Genomic DNA, 18992 nt, shown 5'->3' with positions numbered 1-18992 from the left:
TCGAGGTGACACGCCAAGTGACACGCCAGAGGAGGATTCCCATGCGCAAAGCCGCCGTCGTAGGCGCCGGAAAGATCGGCTCCACCGTCGTCAACCTTCTCGTCGGCTCAGGCGCCTACGAGGTGATCCTGATCGACCAGTCGCCCGAAGCCCTGAAAGCCTTTGCCGAGCGCCCGGGCGTGGAGACCGCCGCGCTGGCCATCGACGATCCCGACGCCCTGGCCGCGAAGCTCGCCGGAGCGTTCGCCGTGGTCAACTGCGCGCCCTACCAGCTCACCACGGCCGTGGCCCGCGCCGCCAAGGCCGCCGGCGCCCACTATCTCGACCTCACCGAGGATGTCGCCGCCAGCCGGATCGTCCGCGAGCTGGCGGCCGATTCGAAGACCGCCTTCATCCCGCAATGCGGGCTGGCGCCCGGCTTCATCACCATCGCCGCCTGGGACCTGATCAAGCACTTCGACCAGCTGCATGACGTGCGCCTGCGGGTCGGCGCCCTGCCGCGCTATCCGTCGAACGCCCTGAACTACAACCTCACCTGGTCGACCGATGGGGTGATCAACGAGTACTGCGAACCCTGTGAGGCCATCGTCAACGGCGGCCTGCGCGAGACCCCGGCGCTCGAGGAGCGCGAGGAATTCGCCCTCGACGGCGTGACCTACGAGGCCTTCAACACCTCGGGCGGCCTGGGCACGCTGTGCCACACGCTCGACGGCAAGGTGCGCAACCTCAACTACAAGACCATCCGCTATCCGGGTCACGCGGCGATCATGAAGGCGCTGCTGAACGACCTGAACCTGCGCAACCGCCGCGACGTCCTGAAGGACATCCTGGAGAATTCGGTGCCCGCGACCATGCAGGACGTGGTCATCGTCTTCGTCACCGTCTCGGGGATGAAGGACGGGCGTCTGATGCAAGAGACCTACGTCAACAAGGTCTACGCCCAGCCGGTCGCCGGCGTCATGACCAGCGCCATCCAGATCACCACCGCCGGTTCGGTGTGCGCCGTGCTGGACATGCTGGCCGAGGGCGACCTGCCGCAGCAGGGCTTCATCCGCCAGGAGGACATCCCGCTCCCGGCCTTCCTGGCCAACCGCTTCGGGCGCTACTACGCGCCGGAAGACGTGTCCTTTCGCGCCGCCGCCGAGTAGCTTCAGGGCCTGATGATGACCGTACAGACCAAGATCGGCTCCGCCGCCGCGGACGCCGCCCAAGTCCTCGCCCGCCTGGGCGTCTCCGAGGCGCTCACCACCGGCGGGAACCGTCCCGTCCGCTCGCCGGTGACCGGAGAGGTGATCGCCCACGTCCACGACGCCTCGGCCGCCCAGACGGCCGGAGCGATCGAGCGGGCGCACGGCGCCTTCCTCGCGTGGCGCAACGTGCCCGCCCCGCGCCGCGGTGAACTGGTGCGCCTGTTTGGCGAGGAGCTGCGGGCGGCCAAGGCCGACCTGGGCGCGCTGGTCACGCTCGAGGCCGGCAAGGTGACCTCGGAGGCCCTGGGCGAGGTTCAGGAGATGATCGACATCTGCGACTATGCCGTCGGCCTGTCGCGCCAGCTCTTCGGCCTCACGCTCGCCACCGAGCGGCCCGACCACCGCATGATGGAGACCTGGCACCCCCTGGGCGTGGTCGGGATCATCTCCGCCTTCAACTTCCCGGTGGCCGTCTGGTCGTGGAACTCGGCCCTGGCCTTCGTCTGCGGCGACGCCTGCGTCTGGAAGCCCAGCGAGAAGACGCCGCTGACGGCGCTGGCGACCCAGGCGCTGTTCGAGCGCGCCTGCGCCAAGTTCGGCGACGCGCCGGCCGGCCTCTCGGCCGTGGTGATCGGCGGCCGCGACGTGGGCGAGACTCTGGTCGATCACCCGAAGGTTCCGCTGGTCTCGGCCACCGGCTCGACGGCCATGGGCCGCGCGGTCGGTCCGCGCCTGGCCCAACGGTTCGCCCGCGCGCTGCTGGAGTTGGGCGGCAACAACGCCGCCATCGTCGCGCCCTCGGCCGACCTGGACCTCGCCCTGCGCGGCGTGGCCTTCGCCGCCATGGGCACGGCGGGCCAGCGCTGCACCACGCTGCGCCGCCTGTTCGTCCACGAGAGCGTCTACGACGCGTTCGTCCCGCGCCTGAAGGCGGCCTACGCCTCGGTGAAGGTGGGCGATCCGCGCGAGGCCGGCACGCTGGTCGGCCCGCTGATCGATGAAGCGGCCTTCGGCCTGATGCAGACCGCGCTTGCCGACGCCAAGGCGGCCGGCGGCCAGGTCCAGGGCGGCGAGCGCGTCCCGATGGGCGAGGCCTTCTACGCCCGGCCCGCGGTGGTCGAGATGGCCGCCCAGACCGACGTGGTGAAGCGCGAGACCTTCGCCCCGATCCTCTATGTCATGAAGTACCGCGACCTGGACGAGGCGATCGCGCTCCAGAACGACGTGCCCCAGGGTCTGTCGTCGTCGATCTTCACCAACGACATGCGCGAGGCCGAGCAGTTCATCTCGGCGCGCGGCTCGGACTGCGGCATCGCCAACGTCAACATCGGCCCCTCGGGGGCCGAGATCGGCGGGGCGTTCGGCGGCGAGAAGGAGACGGGCGGCGGCCGCGAGGCGGGCTCGGACTCCTGGAAGGCCTACATGCGCCGGGCCACCAACACCCTGAACTACGGCAAGACCCTCCCGCTGGCCCAGGGCGTCACCTTCGACGTCTAGAGCCCGTCAGGGTGAAGTGGATACCGGTTCACCCGCCCGGACGGGCTCCATATGCTTGAAGATCGAGCCTTCTCGTCCGGATCAGGTGATCCCACCTGATCCGGGAAGGCTCTAGGCTTCCTCTCCCCTCGGGCTTCGCCTCGGGGGAGAGGAGAGCAAGGCCGGATTCCGCGAGCCTCTTGAAATTCGCGCGGCGATGATCGGGCATGTACCGCCTGATCGGACCCGACGGCCGCCCCCATGAAAGCGAGACGGCCGGCGCGCTGGGCGGCCATCGCCGCCTGAAGGGCTACGGCCGGCTGGACTGCCCCAGCGCGCTCCGCTGGATCGCGGCCGGCCACTATGTGCGTCACCGCGTTTTCTTCGCCGACGAATCCACAGCCATCGCCGCCGGCTACCGGCCGTGCGCCCGGTGCCTGCCGGACCGCTACGCCGAGTGGAAGCGCGACCCGGCGGGCTTCCGGGCCGCGCGCGCCTGAGCGCCGGACCCCGGCCACACATCCAAACACCCGTTTGCCTCGACCGCGCGGGCTTGGCACAATTGGGCTTTCACATCGTTCCGATATTTCGAAAGACCCAGACTTTGACTATTTCCTCGCCGGCCGCCGGCTCCGCGGCCAACGCTGACCCCCTTTCGTCCGTCGACGCCCTGATCGAGGGGCTGGGATCGGTGGGCTATATCGCCTCGCGCCGCATCGCCACCGCGCTCTACATGTCGGTCAATCTCGAGAAGCCGGTCCTGGTGGAAGGCACCGCCGGGGTGGGCAAGACCGAACTGGCGCTTTCCACCGCCAAGCTGCTCGGCCTGCCGCTGATCCGGATGCAGTGCTACGAGGGCCTCGACGAGTCCAAGGCCCTCTACGAGTGGAAGTACGGCAAGCAGCTGCTCTACACCCAGATCCTGAAGGACCGGATGGGCGGCGCGCTGGCCGACGCCCCCGACATGGAGGCCGCCATGGAGCGGCTCCACGGCATGGGCGACATGTTCTTCTCCGAGCCCTTCCTGGAGCCCAGGCCGCTGATGCGGGCGCTGCGCGAGGACGATGGCTGCGTGCTGCTGATCGACGAGATCGACAAGTCGGACGAGGCCTTCGAGGCGTTCCTGCTGGAGGTGCTCTCGGCCTATCAGGTCTCGGTGCCCGAACTCGGCGTGCTGAAGGCCAAGACCCCGCCGCTCGTGTTCCTCACCTCGAACAACGTGCGCGACCTGGGCGACGCCCTGAAGCGCCGCTGCCTGCACCTGCACATCCCGCTTCCCGAGGCGTCGCTGGAGGAGAAGATCGTCGCCAGCCGGGTGCCGGGCATCGACGCCAAGCTGACCCGCGAGCTCGTCGGCTTCGTCCAGTCCCTTCGCAACCTCGACCTGCGCAAGTCGCCCTCGATCTCGGAGACGGTGGACTGGGCCCGCGCCCTCGTCCTCCTGAACGCCGACAGCCTCAGCGCGGATCTGGTGCGCGACACGCTGAACGTGATCCTGAAGTTCGAGCAGGACATCGCCGCGATCGAGCCCCAGGTCGTGGAGCTGCTGCACCACCGATAGGGCGCGGGCCATGCAGCACACCCTGGAACAGTTCTTCCGCGCGCTCCGGGCCGCCGACGTGCGCGTCTCCCCGGCCGAGGCGATCGACGCCAGCCGCGCCGTGTCGGTGACCGGCTTCGCCGACCGGACGCTCTTCAAGGACTCGCTCTGCGCCACGCTGGCCAAGTCGTCCGAGGAGGTCGACCGGTTCGACGCCGTGTTCGAGACGTTCTTCGCCCGCGACACGGTGAGCCTGCCGCCGCCCTCCGCGTCGGAACAGGGCGAGCCGTCCGAAGCCGACATGGCCCAGGTCGCCGACTCGCCGCTGGCCCAGGCGATCCTGCAGGGCGACTCCACGGCCGTGCAGCAGGCGATGGAAGAGGCCGCCCGCCGGGCCGGCGTCGCCGAGATCCGCCTGACCACCCAGCGCAGCCGGCTCACCCGGCGGCTGATGGAGGAGATGGGCGTCGAGGAGATCGAGCGGATCATCGCCAACGCGCGCCGCATCCCCAACGGCGAGGGCGAGGGGCTGGCCAACCGCCTGGACGAGGCCCGCCGCGCGCTCTTCGCCGAAGCCCAGACCTATGTGGCCCGCCAGCACGACCTCTATGCCGCCGCCTCGGCCCAGGGGCTGCGGGAAGAGCGGCTGATCCGCAAGCAGCTCAACGCCGACGGCGGCGTCGACCCGGTCGACTACCAGCTGATGCAGGGCCTGGTCCGCAAGATGGCCAAGCGGCTGGCGGCCAAGTACTCGCGCCGGCGGCGCACGTCGCTGCGCGGCCATCTCGACGTCCGCAGGACGCTGCGCCGCTCGATGGCCTACGACGGCGTGCCCTTCGACATCGCCTGGAAGGTCAAGAAGGTCGACAAGCCGTCGATCGTCGCGATCTGCGATGTGTCGAAGTCGGTGGCCGCGGCCGCCCAGTTCCTCCTGACCTTCCTCTATTCGCTGAACGAGGTGGTGGAGCGGATGGACGCCTTCGCCTTCTCGGGCCGGCTGATCAGCGTCAACGACATCCTCGACGACCACGGGGTCGAACAGGCGATCTTCAAGGTGCTGCAGCAGATCGGCTTCCAGCAGACCGACTACGGCACGGCGCTACAGGACTTCTGCGACCAGCACCTCGACCGGCTGGACCGGCGGACGACCGTGATCTTCCTGGGCGACGGCCGCTCGAACTTCGCCGATCCGCGGCTGGACCTGATGCGCCAGATCCACGACCGGTCGCGCGCGGTGATCTGGCTGAACCCCGAGCCCGAAAGCTACTGGGCCCAGGGCGACAGCGTCATGTACCGCTACGCCCGCTTCTGCCACGTGGCCAAGCAGTGCGCGACGCTGGAGCAGCTGGAGCGGATCATCGAGGACGTGCTGCGCAGCTACGTCCCCCACTGACCGCTATTCGGCCGCCGCGGCCTCCTCCGCGCGCTTGATCTTCAGCGCCGCGGCGATCTCGGCGTGGCGGGCGCGCGTGACGCCATAGGGCAGCAGGGCGAGAAGGCCGAGCAGGCCGAAGAAGGCGGCCAGCGGTCCCCAGGCCAGGATCAGCAGCCGCTGGACGTGCTCGGGGATCTCGACGGCCGCGCCGACGCCCGCGGTCTTGGGGAAATGGAGCGCATCGAGCGCGAACCCCGCGGCCATCTGGCCAAGCCCGGCGGCCGCCTTGCCCGCGAACCCCAGCCCCGCGAAATAGAGCCCCTCGCGCCGGTGCCCGAAGAGCAGTTCGTGCTCGTCGGCCGCGTCGGCCATCATCGCCGGAAGCGCGACGATGATCAGCCCGATGCCGATGCCCGCCACCCCGGCGCTCGTCATCAGCCATGGCTGGGCTTCGGCGCCGGTCGGCGCGAACAGGCCCAGCGCCCGCAGGCTGTGGAGCACTGTCATGGCCAGCAGCACCAGGATCAGGCCCTGGATGATGATGGTGTTCTTCTCGAAACGCGCCAGCAGCAGCCGGGCCAGCGGAATGCCGAGGAACATCGAGAGGAAGTAGGAGTAGCTGATGAACTGGATCCGCTCGGGCGGGATCTTCCAGACGAAGACATAGGCATGGTTGTTGAGCGCGCCGTTGACGCCGGCGGCCACCCAGAACAGCAGGGCCGTGAGGAACAGGGCGCGGAAGGACTTGTTGCGGAACACCTCCGGCAGTTCGCGGAACAGCCCGAGGAACATCGGCGCCGGCTGCGTCCGGGGCTGGGGCAGGCGCACGGCGTAGCGCCAGACCCCGACCATCGCCAGGGCGGCGCAGGCGAAGAGCAGAAGCCCTATGGCGGCGCCGAAAGCGGGATAGGCCGCCCCGTTCTGCAACCCCGCGCCCCCGGCGAAGAAGCCCGTCATGGCGACCGCTGTGATCACCAGGCTGATGACGATTCCGAAGACGCCGCGGTAGGCGGCCACGCTGGCGCGCTCCACGTAGCCGCTGGCCATCTCGGCCCCGAGCGCCGCGTAGGGCAGATTGTAGACCGATGCGAACCCTCGCAGCAGCAGCTTCGAGGCGACGAGCCAGCCGAACAGCAGGAAGGGCGAGAGCATCGCCGGCGGCGCGAACAGCATCCAGACCGCCAGGCCGGTCGCCGGCGCGCCGAGCAGCATGAGCGGCAAGCGGCGGCCCCACTTCGAGCGCACATTGTCCGAGATCGACCCGATCAGAGGGTCCATCACCGCGTCGACGCACATGCTGATCGCCAGCGCCACGCCCACCGCGCTGCCCGACAGGCCGAGCACGGCGGTGTAGTAGAAGAACACGAACCCTGCGACGATGAGGTAGCCGGACTCGATCGCCTGGCCGAACGAATAGGCCAGCTTGACCGGCACGCTGGGGTTCAGCTCGGGCGCGGGTTCGAGGGCCAGCTTTTCGAGATCCGGCCCTTCGACATAGTTCTCTACGACCGCCACAGGTTCCTCCCGACGGTTCATGTTTGAAGGAACGGTATCCTCACGTGGCGTGCTGGCAATAGTTACGTCACGTTAATCAGCGAGGAATTCGCGCACGAGCTCGGCGTGGCCATCGACTTCGCAGTCACGGTCGGGCGCTGCCGGCCGCACTGCCCGCGCGAGGCACAGGCCTTGCAGATTTTTGAATTCAAATTCAGTATAAGACATGCGCCAGAAGGACGAAACCAAGGCCCAGCACATCCTGCGGGCCACCCTGGACGAAGTCCAGGTCGTGGGCCTGGCGGGCCTGTCAATCGAGGCCGTAGCTCGCCGGGCCGGCGTGGCGACCGGCACGATCTACACCTACTTCCGCAACAAGGACGCGCTGCTGGACGCGCTCTATCTGCACACCAAGCAGAAGTTCGCCGCCTTCGTCTTCTCCGACGAAGGCCTGCCCCTGCGCGCCGCCTTCACCCAGATGGCCAAGGCGTATGTTTCCTATATGATTGAAAATAAGGACGAAATGGTCTTCATGACTCAGATGGCCAACTCGCCCTACGTCACCGACGAGACGCGGGCGACCGTGGCGCTGGGCGTGCGCCCTGCGACCGCCCTGCTGGAGCGGGGCAAGGCCGAACAACTCCTGAAACCTCTCGACACCGCCTGGATGCTGGCCTTCCTGAGCGGGGCGATGGGCGCCCTGGCGCCGCTGGCCGCGGGCCTGCCGGCCGATCAGCAGGCCGAATTCCAGGACGCAGCCGCCCTCCTCTGCTGGGATGCGCTGAAGGCCTGACGCGTTTCGATTTGCCGTAAAAATGAATCAAGATTCAAAGGGAGACCACTCCATGACCCAGACCATCTTCATCACCGGCGCCTCCACCGGCCTCGGCCGCGCCGCGGCTCTGCTGTTCGCCAAGCGGGGCTGGAAGGTGATCGCCACCATGCGCAATCCCGACAAGGAGGCCGAGCTCAAGGCGACGCCGGGCGTCACGGTCATGCGGCTCGACGTCACCAAGCCCGCCGAGATCGCCGAGGCCGCCAAGGCGGCGCTGGCCCTCGGCCCGGTGGACGTGCTGTTCAACAACGCCGGCTACGGCCTCGCCGGCCCCTTCGAGGGCGCCAGCGACGAACAGCTCGCCGCCGAGATCGACACCAACCTGCTGGGCGTCATGCGGGTGACCCAGGCGTTCCTGCCGGCCATGCGCGACCGCGGCCAGGGCATGATCCTGACCACCACCTCGATCGGCGGACTGGTCACCTTCCCGTTCAACTCGGTCTACCACGCCACCAAGTGGGGCCTGGAAGGCTGGAGCGAGAGCCTGGCCTTCGAGCTCGAGCCGTTCGGCCTGCGCGTCCGCACCATCGCGCCCGGCGGCATCTCCACCGATTTCGGCAGCCGCTCGCTGGTCGTCACCCAGCATCCGGCCTACGCCGAGCAGGTCGGCAAGGTGATGGCCGCCTTCGCGAACCCCGAGCGCCGCGCCAACGGCTCCACGGCCGAACAGATCGCCGAGGAGGTGTGGCAGGCGGTCACCGAGCCCAGCGGCGCGGTCACCCACGTCGCGGGGAACGACGCTCGCGGCCTCTACGCCCAGCGGCTGCAGGCGGGCATCGAAGCGTTCCGCGCCGCCATCCGCAGCCAGTTCCTGGGCGCCTGAGCCTGGGAGGATACGGAAGCTCCCCGCGGCGGCGGAGCTTCCGCCCTTCTCAGGCCTTGAGCATCTCGGGCCGCACCGGCAGCGAGCGCACCCGCTTGCCGGTCGCCGCGAAGATCGCGTTGGTCAAGGCCGGGATCGCCGGCGGCAGGGCCGGTTCGCCGAGGCCCGTGGGGCTGTAGTCGGTCATGACGAACTTCACCTCGACCGGCGGCGCCTCATTGATCCGCATCAGCGGATAGTCCGGGAAGTTCGACTGCTCGATCTTGCCGTCGGCGAAGGTGATCTCCTGGTGGAGCGCCTCGGAGAGGCCGTCCAGCACCGAGCCCTGCACCTGGTTCATCGCGCCGGAGGGGTTGACGATCTGGCGGCCGACGTCGGCGGCGACCCATACCTTCTTCACCTTCACGTCGCCGGCCGGCGACACCGCGACGTGGCACACCTCGGCGAAGTAGCCCATGTGGCTGAAGTAGCAGGCGACGCCCATTCCCTCGCCCTTGGGCAGCTTGCCGCGCTTGGCCCACCCCGACATCTCGCCCACGGCCTTCAGCACGCCCTTCATGCGGGCGGCGTTGTACTGCGAGGGCGGGTCGCCGACGGTGTCGCTGTCGCCCAGCAGCGCGATCTGGAACGCCAGCGGGTCGGCGCCCGCGGCGTGGGCCAGCTCGTCGATGAACGACTGGTGGACGAAGGCCAGGGCGTTGGAGCCGGGCGCCCGCAACGGCCCGGTGGGCACGCCGAGGGGCATCACAGAGACGTCCTGGCGGTAGTTGGCCACGAAGCGCGCTGGGAACTCGTTGGGCGACATGCCGGCGCTGGGCGCGAAGCCGCTGCCCTCGCCGTAGCTCACGAAGTGGTCGCGCCAGGCGACCACCTTGCCCGAGCCGTCGACGCCACCCTCGAAGAAGTGGAAGCCGCCCGGCCGGTAGAAGTCGTGCTGCATGTCGTCCTCGCGGGTCCACAGCAGCTTGACCGGCGCGCCGGCCTCGCGGGCGATCCAGGCGGCCTCCACCATGTACTCGTTGCCCAGCCGGCGGCCGAAGCCGCCGCCGCAGCGGGTCATGTGGACGGTGATGTCCTCAGGCTTGATGCCCAGCGTCTTGGCGCAGAGCTGGCGGCCCGGCTCGGGGTTCTGGGTGGGAGCCCAGATCTCCAGCTTGCCGTCCTTGTACTCGGCCGTGCAGTTCATCGGCTCCAGCGGCGAGTGGCTGATGAACGGATAGGCGTAGGCCGCCTTCACCGTCTTGGCCGCGCCCTTCAGCGCCGCCTCGACGTCGCCGTCGTTGCGGGCGGTGCGCTGCGGCTTGCCGGCGCCCAGCGCCTTGGCCTGTTCGGCGAAGGCGGCGGTGGACTGCTTCGAGGTCGGATGGTCGGCCCAGGCGAGGTTCAGCTTGTCACGGCCCTTGCGCGCCGCCCACCAGGTGTCGGCCACCACGGCCACGCCGGGCGTCAGCCCGCCGCCCACCATGCCCCGGACCAGCACCGCGTCGGGATCGCCCTCGACCACGAACGCCTTGCGCACGCCCTTGACCGACTTGGCGGCCTCCAGGTCGGCGCTGGCCACCCGGGCGCCCGGCACCGGGGCCTTGGCGTAGGTGGCGTAGACCATCCCCGGCCGGGTCACGTCGATGCCGAACAGCGGGGCGCCGGTGACGATGCCGGCCACGTCGTACTGGGGCGTCGCCTTGCCGACGATGCGGTAGCTCTTCGGGTCCTTGAGCGTGACGCTCTTGGGATCGGGGGTCGGGACGTCGGCGCAGGCGAGCGCCAGCGAGCCGTAGGTGCGGCTGCGGCCCGAGGCCTTGTGCAGCACGACGCCCGGCGTGGTGGAGCACTCGCCCGGCGCGCAGTTCCACGCCTGGGCCGCCGCCTGGATCAGCATCAGGCGGGCGACGGCGCCCACCCGGCGCAGCTCGTCCCAGTGCAGCGGCGTGGCCATGCTGCCGCCGGCGAACTGGCGGCCATAGAGCTTGGGATCGTTGTCGGCCTGCTCGATGCGGACATTGGCCCAGTCCACGTCCAGCTCCTCGGCGATCATCATGGGCAGCGAGGTCTTGATGCCCTGGCCGATCTCCGGGTTCTTGGCAACGATGGTGACCGCCCCGTCGGGCGCCACGCGGACGTAGGCGTTCAACGGCGTGGCGCCGGCGTCCGCGGCCCCCGCCTTCGGCGCGACGGCGAACGAAAGGGTCAGGCCCGCGGCCGAGACCGAGGCGAGCACCTGGCGGCGATTGGCGCCGATCTGGTGATAGGTCATGGCTCAGGCCTCCTTCTGGCCGGAGGCGCGCTTGATGGCCGCGCGGATCCGCGTGTAGGTCGCGCAACGGCAGAGGTTCCCGGCCATGGCGGCGTCGATGTCGGCGTCGGTCGGCTTGGGGTTGGCGGCCAGCAGCGCGGTGGCCGACATGATCTGGCCGGGCTGGCAGTAGCCGCACTGGGCCACGTCCAGGTCCATCCAGGCGGCCTGCACCTTCTGGCCCACGGGGTGGGCGGCCATGCCCTCGATGGTGGTGATCTTCGCGCCGCCGACCGCCTCGGTCGGGACCTGGCACGAGCGCACCGGCTGTCCGTCGATGTGGACCGTGCAGGCGCCACAGGCGGCGACGCCGCAGCCGTACTTCGGCCCGAGGATTCCGAGGCTGTCTCGCAGCGTCCAGAGCAGCGGCGTGTCGCCGTCCACGTCGGCGCTGAGCGCCTTGCCGTTCACATTCAGGGTGTAGGCCATCGCCGCATCTCCGCCCGTTTGGGGAATGCTACTTCGCCCGGCCGCGATGGGCAAAGCGCGACTGCTCGATCCCGGGGACTCGACCCCGTGGCGTCGACCGCATCAAACGCGAGGCAGCACCACGACGGCGTCGGGAAGCTCGTTCGGATTGTCGCCGGGATGCGCAGGAAATTTCTCGGCCAGGACGTTGGCGCAAAGGCCGATGGCGTCGATGAAGCCGGCCGCCGCGTCGCCCCGTTTCAGCCCCGCGGTGAGCGTCGCCATGGCCTTCTCCCAGACGCTCACGTCGACCTCGGCGTGGATGCTCTCGTCGGCGATCAGCTCGGCCATGCGCTCCGCGGCGGAGACGTAGATGAGGACGCCGGTCCGCTCGCGCGTGGCGCTGAGGTTCTTGCCGATGAACTGTTCCTCCGCCCGCTGCAGCACGCGGTCCCGTTTCATCCCGCGCGGGGTGAGCGCATGGCGGACGGATCGGATGTTCACCAGCAGGGCGGTCGCGATGAACAGCACGGCCTGCAGGAGCAGGGTGCCTTCCAGCGCGGCCCGCGCCGTGGCCTCGCCGATATCCTCCACCTGGGCCACGCTCCAGCCGCCGAACACCCCGAGGTCCGGCGCGGTGACGTGTACGCCCCCGGCCAGCAGCAGCGACGGGGCCAGCAGGGCGACGCCCGCGGCCCAGGCGAGCGGGGTGGCGTGGTAGTCCGAGCTCTCCTCGGCGAGGACGCAGTAGATCTCGCCGGTCGTGCGCGCCTCGGCCTCGCGCACGGCCGCCTCGATGGCCAGCAGCTCGGTAGGCGTCAGCAGGGGTTGCTTCATCTCACCAGCTCCCCGAGGCGCCGCCGCCCCCGCCCGATCCGCCGCCGCCCGAGAAGCCGCCACCGCCACCGCCGCTGCTCCAGCCGCCGCCGCCCCCCCAGCCGCCGCCGCCGCGTCGTCCGCCCCCGCCGGAGAACAGCAGCGGCAGGATCCACCAGAGCCCGCTGCCGCGATAGCGGCGGCGCGCGCCGAACACGCGCATGACGCCGCTCAGCACCCAGAAGACCACGAGGATCACGAAGAAGGTCGAAATTCCGAATCCGCCGCCGCCGCTGCTCGAAGACGCGCGCTGGGCCTCGGCCTGCGCCACCGCGGCCTGGGCTTCCTCGGGCGGCAGGCCGATCTGCTGGATGATGGCCTCGGCCCCGTCGACGACGCCCTTCTCGTAGTCGCCGGCCTTGAACGCCGGCAGAATCTTGCGCTGGATGATCAGGCTGGAGAGCGCGTCGGTCATGACCGGCTCGAGACCGTAGCCGACCTCGATCCGCACCTTCCGCTCGGTGGGCGCGACGATGAGGATGATCCCGTCGTCCTGCTCCTTGCGGCCGATCCCCCAGGCCCGCAGCAGCTGGTAGCCGTAGTCCTCGATCTCGTAGCCCTGGAGGCTCGGCAGGGTGGCGACCACCACCTGATGGCCGGTCTGCTGTTCGAGCGCCGCCAGTTCGTCGGTCAGGCGCGCCTTGGCCTGCGGCGACAGCAGCTGGGCGTCATCGACCACCCGGCCGGTGAGCGGCGGGAACTTGGGCGCCGCCAGCGCCAGCGCCGGCGTCAGCAGAAGCGCGAACGCCAGGACCAGGCCGCGAAGCGCGGCGAGGGGGCTCACTGGGCCGGCGCAGGTTCGGGCGGCGCGGAACCTGGCGCGGCGCCGGGCGGCGGCTGCACCGCATTGACCGCCGGGTCGAACGAGACCGAAGGCGCCGACTGCGCCGCCGCGGTCGCCTCGAAGAGCTGCATGGGCTTGGACGACGAGTACATGGTCTTGGCCCAGAAGACCTGCGGGAAGGTGCGCAGCGTCGTGTTGAAGTCGCGGACCGCCTCGTTGTAGTCGCGCCGGGCGATGGCGATGCGGTTCTCGGTGCCCTCGAGCTGCGACTGGAGGGCCATGAAGTTCTCGTTCGACTTCAGGTCGGGATAGTTCTCCTGCAGCACCCGCAGGGGCGCCAGCGCCAGGGAAAGGTTGTTCTGGGCGGCGGCGTAGCGCTGGAAGGCGGCCGGATCGGTCGTGACCCCGGCGTCGGCGCGCACCTGCAGCGCATTGGCCCGCGCCTGGGTGACGGCCACCAGCACATTGCTTTCCTGGGCCGCATAGCCCTTCACCGTCGCCACGAGATTGGGGATCAGGTCGGCCCGGCGCTGGTACTGGTTCTGGACCTCGGCCCACTGGGCCTTGGCCTTCTCCTCCTTGGTCGGGATGGTGTTGATTCCGCAGGCCGCAAGCGCCAGCGGCGCGATGGCCAGGATCGCAAGGCGCGACAGGCGACGGATCAGGCGGGTCATGAGGCCTCCCTCGGCATGGTGCGGAACACCGATCGCGCGGGACTGTGGCGCGAGCCTTGATCCCGCGCAACCACGCGCGATGGCTAGAGGAAGCGCGGGATCAGATAGAGGGCGGCCAGAACGGCGGCGATGGCCGCCAGGATCAGGCCGGCGCGAGGATTGGAGCCGAGGAACGACTGGCCGGGCGGCCGCTTCGGCGGCGAGGCGGCGCGACGGCGACGCTCGGCCTGCTCGCGCGCCTTGCGATAACGCTGCAGGTCGGTGACCTGCGGGTCGTCCTCGGGACCCCGCGCCATCAGCCCGCCAGCTTCTCCAGCTCGTCGGCCGGGATGTCCTCGTTGGAATAGACGTTCTGCACGTCGTCGTCGTCTTCCAACGCCTCGATCAGCTTGAGGAGCGTGGCCGCGCCGTCTCCGGAGAGCGGTGTCAGGGCCTTCGGCCGCCAGGCGACCTGGGTGGACTGGGCTTCGCCGAGCACGGCTTCCAGCGCCGCGGCCACATCGGAGAGCTGGTCGTAGGCGGTGTAGATCGTGTGGCCGTCCTCGTCGGACTCGACGTCGTCGGCCCCGGCTTCGATCGCGGCCTCCATGATCTTGTCCTCGGAGCCGGCCTCGGCGCTGTAGACGATCCGGCCGACCCGGTCCCACATGAACGACACCGAGCCGGTCTCGCCCAGGTTGCCGCCGTTCTTGGCGAAGATCGAGCGCACGTTCGACGCGGCGCGATTGCGATTGTCGGTCAGGGCCTCGACGATCACGCCCACGCCGCCGGGGCCGAAGCCTTCGTAGCGGATTTCCTCATAGGTCTCGGCGTCGCCGCCGGCAGCCTTCTTGATCGCGCGATCGATGTTGTCCTTGGGCATGGACTCGGCCTTGGCGTTGGCCACGGCCAGCCTCAGGCGCGCGTTCATCGCCGGATCGGGCATGCCGGCCTTGGCCGCCACCGTGATCTCGCGCGAGAGCTTGGAGAACAGCTTCGAGCGGGCCGCGTCGGCGCGGCCCTTGCGGTGCATGATGTTCTTGAACTTTGAGTGTCCGGCCATGGTCCGAAGCGGGTCTTGGAGTGCAGGACGGCGCTTCTACTCGCGACGGCGGCCGCGCGAAACCCCTACTGGGCGCGGACGGCTCAGGCGAAGAGCGCGCGACGGCGGCGGAGCATGGCGCCCGCGCCGCCGAAACCCAGGATCATCAGCGCCCAGGTCGCCGGCTCCGGCACGCCCGGCACGGTGTAGGTCCCACCCAGGTTCGACATGTGGACTTCGCCGCCGGCGTTCAGCGTCTTGGCGACCAGCGTGCCCTCGACGAAGTTGTTGGTGCTCACCACCGCGTTCGGCGCGAGGACCGAGCCGTAGAAGCTGGTGTTGAAGTTCAGCGTCGTGGCTTCGTAGAAATTCCAGATCACCTTCGTGCCGAGCCCGCTGGGCCCGTTGAAGTTGAAGCCGCCCGGGAACGAGAGGTTGGTTCCGGAGACGTTGACGACGACGAGGTCGTAGCCGGTCGGGTAGGTGAAGTCGGGATACTTGTTGGTGAAGACGCTCAGGTCCGACAGCGAGAACACCGCGACGGCGTCCGAGCTCGCGTTGGCGTCGAAGCCGATATTGTTCGCGTTGACGGTGTACGCTTCCGTCGTCGTCAGCGTCGAAAGATAGGTGGACAGCTCGCCGAGGTCCGTCGCCATCGTCGCGGCCTGCGCGCCGAGCGTCGCGCCGAGGCCCGCGACATGGTTGGCCGTGTCCGGCGAATTGACGTTGGTGCTGGAGAGAGCGCCGCCGTACTGGAGCTCCTGAGCGCCCGACGACTGGAACTCGACGCCGCTGTCGACATTGCCGCCGATGGCGATGTCGCCCCAGACGTTCTTCTTGCCGCCCTCGACGTCGCCGACGACCGTCAGGCCCACGCCCGCGAGCTGGTTCTTGTTGTAGTTGCTGGCGTTGCCGAAGACCGAGCCGCTCACGAACGTGCGGCCTTCCACCTCGCTGTTGGTGGTGAGATCACCCAGTACGATGAGGTTGTAGTCCCGCATGTACCCGAGGCCGGCGTTGACCTCGTCCGTACCGGCGCTGGCGCTCGTGGCGGCGCCCGCAAAAGCGAATAGGGCCGCAGCGGCGGCCAGCGACTTCAAAGACATTACACGGCTTCCTTGTAGGAGGCCGGGACGCAAATCCCCGACAACTGGGGCGGTGGTGACGGCGAAAGGCCGCGCCTGCAACAGGATTCACCGCAAGCGGGAATTGTTGCGGATTGGTTGCAGCCGAGAGAGGCGCGGCGAGGCCGATCAGGCGGCCGCGGCGCGCCGGCGACGCAGCGCGGCGCCGACGCCGCCGAAGCCGAGGATCAACATCAGCCAGACGGAGGGTTCCGGAACGGCGGCGGCGGCGAGCCCGCCGACGACGAGGCCGCCGCCGAAGTTGTTCATGTGGACTTCGCCGTTCTGGTCGAGGTTCTTGGCCACCAGCGAACCCTCGACGAAGTTGCCGATCTTCACGTTGGCGTTCGGCGCCAGCACCGAGCCGTACCAGCTCTTGGAGCCGAAGTTGACGCTGGTCGCCTCGTAGAAGTTCCAGATGACGTTCACGCCCAGTCCGGTCGGGCCATTGAAGTTGATGCCGCCGGGGAGGGAGACGCTGGAGCCCGCCACGTTGACGATCACCGCATCGTAGCCGGTCGGCGCGACGAACTGCAGCTGGCTGTGATGGTTGAGCGCGGCGTAGAGGTCGTCGATCGAGAACACCGCCACGCCCGAGCCCGAACCGGCGTCGAAGATCGCGGCCTGGCCGTCGGCCGAGTAGCCGATCGCGTTGGTGGGCGTGAGCGTCGACAGATAGTCCGACAGGCCGAGGAGGTCGGCGGCGAAGGCGTCGGCCTGGGCCTCGATCGAGTCCTGGAGGCCCGCGGCGGTATGATCGCCCGCGTGCAAGGTCCCGTTGGCGTAGCCGCTCTTGGAGCCGCCGTAGTAGATGTCCTTGGCGTTGGTGTTCTTCACATTGCCGTCGACATAGACGGCGCCGTTGTTGGCGTTGACGTTCTTGACGTTGCCGTCGACGTAGACCGAGCCGCCGCCGTTCATGTTGGCGCCGGAGTCGAGGTTGCCGCCTACCTGCAGGGCGCCGCCGTTGTTGACCTGCTTGGTCCCGCCCGTGACGTTGCCGCCCACCGTCAGGCCGACGCCCGTCTGGCCGCCGGGCTTGATGAAGTAGTTGGACGAGCCGCCCGAAAGATTGCCGCCCACGAAGGTGCGGCCCTCGACTTCCGACGACGACTTCAAGTCCTTGAGCACGATGAGGTTGTAGTCGCGCATGGCCTGGAGGCCGGCGTTGACGGTCGCCGCGTCGGCGCTCCCCGGCGCAGGCTCGGCCTGGGCCACGGCGGCGCCGGCGAGCACGAAGCTCGCGGCCAGGGCGGATATGAGGCGTCCCACACGCATCGCCAGGAAATACGCACGGCGCCGGTTAACGGACGCTCTGCGAAATTGTCGCGCTTACCCATTTTGGGGGCGGCTCAGAGGCCCGCGAACCGGCGGCCGCAGGCGACGATCTCGTCGGCCGAAAGGCCCGGGGTCAGCTGAAGCTTGCGCGTCACCGCATCGTCGTCGCCGTACGGCCAGTAGGCGATGGTCCGGGTCCTGGCGCGCCGGCCCTTGCCGGTGCGCACCGTGAACTCGACCTGCCGGGCCGTGTCTCCGGCCTGGTAGCGGCCGGAGACCAGCGCCATGCCGTCGCGCAGGCCGCTGTTCCACGCCGGACCCCGACGCCTCACGCCGCTGACCACGTGCGCCGCAATCGAGCGATCGGCGTCGAAGCCGATGTCGTAGGCAGGCGAGGTGGTGACCCGGGCCTGCAGGCAACCGCCGAACATCTCGGCCGGCAGTTCGATCACTTCCCCGCGCTCGATGTAGCGCGCGATATCGGGGCGCAGGTCGACGCCGGCGGCCACCCAGGCCGCCGAAAGCAGCCCGGTCACGAGGTCGGGGCCCTCGCCGGGGCGGAACTGGCGGTAGTGGTCGCGCATGCGGACCAGCACGTCGTCGAGGTCGGCCTTGCCGCCGGTCCTCTGGCGGATGGCGTCGTCCCACATCAGGGCCAGCAGCACGCCGCGCTGGCGCACGATCTGGCGGAGATCGGCGTTGGCGGCCCATCCGGCGGCGGCCTGCTGGCCCGTGGCCGTGCGGACGGGCGAGTGATCGTAGACGTAGAGCGCCCCGCCCAGCCGCTCGACCGCCTGGGCCGGCGTCTCGGCCCCCGCCCGCAGCAGGATGCGCGCCGCCAGGAAATCGGAAATCCCTTCGCGCAGCCAGGCCGTGGCGGCGGGCGGCCCTTCCACCCTGCCGATGCGCGCCGGGATCCAGCTTTCCAGATTGCGCAGCGCGGTAGTCTCGGCGACGCGGTCGAGCGCATCGGGGCTCGCATAGAGCGCGAAGGCGTCCAGGAAGCCGTCGCCGCCGGCCCCGACCGCCGGCCCGGCCAGCCCCACCACCGCGAGCAGTTGGGGACCGGGCGGCTCGTTCCAATAGGCGTTCTCGGCGGCCAGCACCGGCGCGGCCGCCTTGGCCACGGCCTCGGCCGGCGGCCCGCCGAGCCGGGCGATGCGGAGCCGCCCGCCGTCGAGGTCCTGTTCGGAAACCTCCAGCTCCGGTCCCGCGAGGCTTACGGAATCGACGATGTCGGCGACGCTGATCCAGCGTCCCATCTCGGCGTGCTCGAGGTCGGAAGCCCCCGACCAGCCCTTCGGCAGCCGCCCCCACCGGAAGGTGGCGCCCTCGAGATCGCGGCCTTCGGGGATCGCGAAGACCAGCGGCCCCAGCGCCGCCACGCCCGACGGCCGCAGAAGCGGGCCCTTCAAGGGATTGCCCGCCTCGGCCGCCGGATCCTGCGGATAGGCGCTCTGGACACGGTAGCGCACATCGATCTTCGCGCCCGGCTTGTGGGTCAGGACCCGATGGGCCGGGTCGGGCGTCGCCGCCTGGGCGCCACGGACCTGGAGGTCGAAGATGTAGCGCCAGGCCGCCTGGCTCCCCCGGAAGCGGTCGGGAAGGTCCAGCGTCGTCTCACCGTCGTCGTCGCCCTGGAAGCGCATCTCCACGGTCAGGATCGGCGGTGAATCGCCCTGCAGGTCGGCGCCCAGCCGGTAGTCCACCGTGGGCGGACGGCTGGCGCCCATCAGCAGGGCCGCGGCGGCGACGAGGGCGGAGACGCGGATCATCGGAGCCCTATTGGGGGCGCTTCGGC

18 protein-coding genes are annotated in these 18992 nt (G+C 69.6%); 7 read left to right on the top strand and 11 right to left on the bottom strand.

The genetic code is table 11. The features are described from left to right. Positions 1-41 precede the first annotated feature (41 nt). From GC203_RS07750 to GC203_RS07730, 5 genes are all read left to right on the top strand, one after another. Positions 42-1148: a saccharopine dehydrogenase family protein gene (locus tag GC203_RS07750; RefSeq protein WP_293453046.1), complete on the top strand. Its 1107-nt coding sequence runs from the start codon at positions 42-44 to the stop codon at positions 1146-1148. Positions 1149-1160: 12 nt separating this feature from the next. Beyond that, the gene (locus tag GC203_RS07745; RefSeq protein WP_293453044.1) at positions 1161-2687 is read left to right on the top strand and encodes an aldehyde dehydrogenase family protein; all 1527 of its coding nucleotides are present in this window, start codon (positions 1161-1163) and stop codon (positions 2685-2687) included. A 206-nt stretch (positions 2688-2893) separates the two neighbouring features. Beyond that, positions 2894-3166: an Ada metal-binding domain-containing protein gene (locus GC203_RS07740; protein WP_293453042.1), complete on the top strand. Its 273-nt coding sequence runs from the start codon at positions 2894-2896 to the stop codon at positions 3164-3166. A gap of 104 nt (positions 3167-3270) precedes the next feature. Continuing rightward, on the top strand, positions 3271-4227 hold the full coding sequence (locus GC203_RS07735) for a MoxR family ATPase (protein ID WP_293453040.1): 957 nt from the start codon (positions 3271-3273) through the stop codon (positions 4225-4227). Positions 4228-4237: 10 nt separating this feature from the next. After that, complete coding sequence (locus GC203_RS07730) at positions 4238-5599, top strand: VWA domain-containing protein (RefSeq protein ID WP_293453038.1); 1362 nt, start codon at positions 4238-4240, stop codon at positions 5597-5599. 3 nt (positions 5600-5602) lie between these two features. On the opposite strand, the gene GC203_RS07725 is transcribed toward GC203_RS07730, so the two are convergent. Continuing rightward, entirely contained in the window at positions 5603-7096 is a 1494-nt protein-coding gene (locus GC203_RS07725) for an MFS transporter (protein ID WP_293453037.1), read from the bottom strand. A gap of 205 nt (positions 7097-7301) precedes the next feature. Here GC203_RS07725 and GC203_RS07720 point away from each other — a divergent pair, with 205 nt between their 5' ends. Beyond that, positions 7302-7868 carry a TetR/AcrR family transcriptional regulator gene (locus GC203_RS07720; RefSeq protein WP_293453036.1) on the top strand — a complete coding sequence of 189 codons (567 nt, stop codon included), beginning with the start codon at positions 7302-7304 and terminating at the stop codon, positions 7866-7868. 52 nt (positions 7869-7920) lie between these two features. After that, positions 7921-8733, top strand: coding sequence for an SDR family oxidoreductase (locus GC203_RS07715; RefSeq protein WP_293453035.1), 813 nt, complete (start codon positions 7921-7923; stop codon positions 8731-8733). A gap of 49 nt (positions 8734-8782) precedes the next feature. On the opposite strand, the gene GC203_RS07710 is transcribed toward GC203_RS07715, so the two are convergent. From GC203_RS07710 to GC203_RS07665, 10 genes are all read right to left on the bottom strand, one after another. After that, positions 8783-10987 carry a xanthine dehydrogenase family protein molybdopterin-binding subunit gene (locus tag GC203_RS07710; RefSeq protein WP_293453034.1) on the bottom strand — a complete coding sequence of 735 codons (2205 nt, stop codon included), beginning with the start codon at positions 10985-10987 and terminating at the stop codon, positions 8783-8785. Positions 10988-10990: 3 nt separating this feature from the next. Further along, positions 10991-11455 carry a (2Fe-2S)-binding protein gene (locus GC203_RS07705; RefSeq protein WP_293453032.1) on the bottom strand — a complete coding sequence of 155 codons (465 nt, stop codon included), beginning with the start codon at positions 11453-11455 and terminating at the stop codon, positions 10991-10993. A gap of 102 nt (positions 11456-11557) precedes the next feature. Beyond that, on the bottom strand, positions 11558-12271 hold the full coding sequence (locus GC203_RS07700) for a TPM domain-containing protein (protein ID WP_293453030.1): 714 nt from the start codon (positions 12269-12271) through the stop codon (positions 11558-11560). 1 nt (position 12272) lies between these two features. Then, the gene (locus tag GC203_RS07695; protein WP_293453028.1) at positions 12273-13094 is read right to left on the bottom strand and encodes a TPM domain-containing protein; all 822 of its coding nucleotides are present in this window, start codon (positions 13092-13094) and stop codon (positions 12273-12275) included. Continuing rightward, positions 13091-13768, bottom strand: a complete 678-nt coding sequence (locus GC203_RS07690) for a LemA family protein (RefSeq protein WP_293453027.1) — start codon at positions 13766-13768, stop codon at positions 13091-13093. Before GC203_RS07690 ends, GC203_RS07695 begins: the two co-directional genes overlap by 4 nt. Positions 13769-13851: 83 nt before the next feature. Then, complete coding sequence (locus GC203_RS07685; protein WP_293453025.1) at positions 13852-14064, bottom strand: hypothetical protein; 213 nt, start codon at positions 14062-14064, stop codon at positions 13852-13854. Further along, on the bottom strand, positions 14064-14810 hold the full coding sequence (locus GC203_RS07680; RefSeq protein WP_293453023.1) for a YebC/PmpR family DNA-binding transcriptional regulator: 747 nt from the start codon (positions 14808-14810) through the stop codon (positions 14064-14066). Before GC203_RS07680 ends, GC203_RS07685 begins: the two co-directional genes overlap by 1 nt. 83 nt (positions 14811-14893) lie before the next feature. Next, positions 14894-15895 (bottom strand): choice-of-anchor A family protein, encoded by a 1002-nt coding sequence (locus GC203_RS07675; RefSeq protein ID WP_293453022.1) that lies wholly within the window; start codon positions 15893-15895, stop codon positions 14894-14896. A gap of 147 nt (positions 15896-16042) precedes the next feature. Beyond that, on the bottom strand, positions 16043-17191 hold the full coding sequence (locus GC203_RS07670) for a collagen-binding domain-containing protein (protein WP_293453020.1): 1149 nt from the start codon (positions 17189-17191) through the stop codon (positions 16043-16045). A gap of 74 nt (positions 17192-17265) precedes the next feature. Further along, positions 17266-18966, bottom strand: a complete 1701-nt coding sequence (locus GC203_RS07665) for a hypothetical protein (protein ID WP_293453018.1) — start codon at positions 18964-18966, stop codon at positions 17266-17268. Between the last annotated feature and the right edge of the window lie 26 nt (positions 18967-18992).

It is taken from the genome of Phenylobacterium sp. (assembly GCF_016124325.1).
Taxonomy (GTDB): domain Bacteria; phylum Pseudomonadota; class Alphaproteobacteria; order Caulobacterales; family Caulobacteraceae; genus Phenylobacterium.
Note: the sequence above shows the minus strand (reverse complement) of the source record. Positions and strands in the feature narration are given on the sequence as shown.

What these genes read in the sequence shown, in the direction of transcription:
- GC203_RS07710 (WP_293453034.1), bottom strand. Translation starts at nt 10,987, where the DNA reads ATGACCTATCACCAGATCGGCGCCAATCGCCGCCAGGTGCTCGCCTCG.
- GC203_RS07685 (WP_293453025.1), bottom strand. Translation starts at nt 14,064, where the DNA reads ATGGCGCGGGGTCCCGAGGACGACCCGCAGGTCACCGACCTGCAGCGT.
- GC203_RS07690 (WP_293453027.1), bottom strand. Translation starts at nt 13,768, where the DNA reads ATGACCCGCCTGATCCGTCGCCTGTCGCGCCTTGCGATCCTGGCCATC.
- GC203_RS07705 (WP_293453032.1), bottom strand. Translation starts at nt 11,455, where the DNA reads ATGGCCTACACCCTGAATGTGAACGGCAAGGCGCTCAGCGCCGACGTG.
- GC203_RS07675 (WP_293453022.1), bottom strand. Translation starts at nt 15,895, where the DNA reads ATGTCTTTGAAGTCGCTGGCCGCCGCTGCGGCCCTATTCGCTTTTGCG.
- GC203_RS07670 (WP_293453020.1), bottom strand. Translation starts at nt 17,191, where the DNA reads ATGCGTGTGGGACGCCTCATATCCGCCCTGGCCGCGAGCTTCGTGCTC.
- GC203_RS07730 (WP_293453038.1), top strand. Translation starts at nt 4,238, where the DNA reads ATGCAGCACACCCTGGAACAGTTCTTCCGCGCGCTCCGGGCCGCCGAC.
- GC203_RS07700 (WP_293453030.1), bottom strand. Translation starts at nt 12,271, where the DNA reads ATGAAGCAACCCCTGCTGACGCCTACCGAGCTGCTGGCCATCGAGGCG.
- GC203_RS07740 (WP_293453042.1), top strand. Translation starts at nt 2,894, where the DNA reads ATGTACCGCCTGATCGGACCCGACGGCCGCCCCCATGAAAGCGAGACG.
- GC203_RS07715 (WP_293453035.1), top strand. Translation starts at nt 7,921, where the DNA reads ATGACCCAGACCATCTTCATCACCGGCGCCTCCACCGGCCTCGGCCGC.
- GC203_RS07680 (WP_293453023.1), bottom strand. Translation starts at nt 14,810, where the DNA reads ATGGCCGGACACTCAAAGTTCAAGAACATCATGCACCGCAAGGGCCGC.
- GC203_RS07665 (WP_293453018.1), bottom strand. Translation starts at nt 18,966, where the DNA reads ATGATCCGCGTCTCCGCCCTCGTCGCCGCCGCGGCCCTGCTGATGGGC.
- GC203_RS07745 (WP_293453044.1), top strand. Translation starts at nt 1,161, where the DNA reads ATGATGACCGTACAGACCAAGATCGGCTCCGCCGCCGCGGACGCCGCC.
- GC203_RS07750 (WP_293453046.1), top strand. Translation starts at nt 42, where the DNA reads ATGCGCAAAGCCGCCGTCGTAGGCGCCGGAAAGATCGGCTCCACCGTC.
- GC203_RS07720 (WP_293453036.1), top strand. Translation starts at nt 7,302, where the DNA reads ATGCGCCAGAAGGACGAAACCAAGGCCCAGCACATCCTGCGGGCCACC.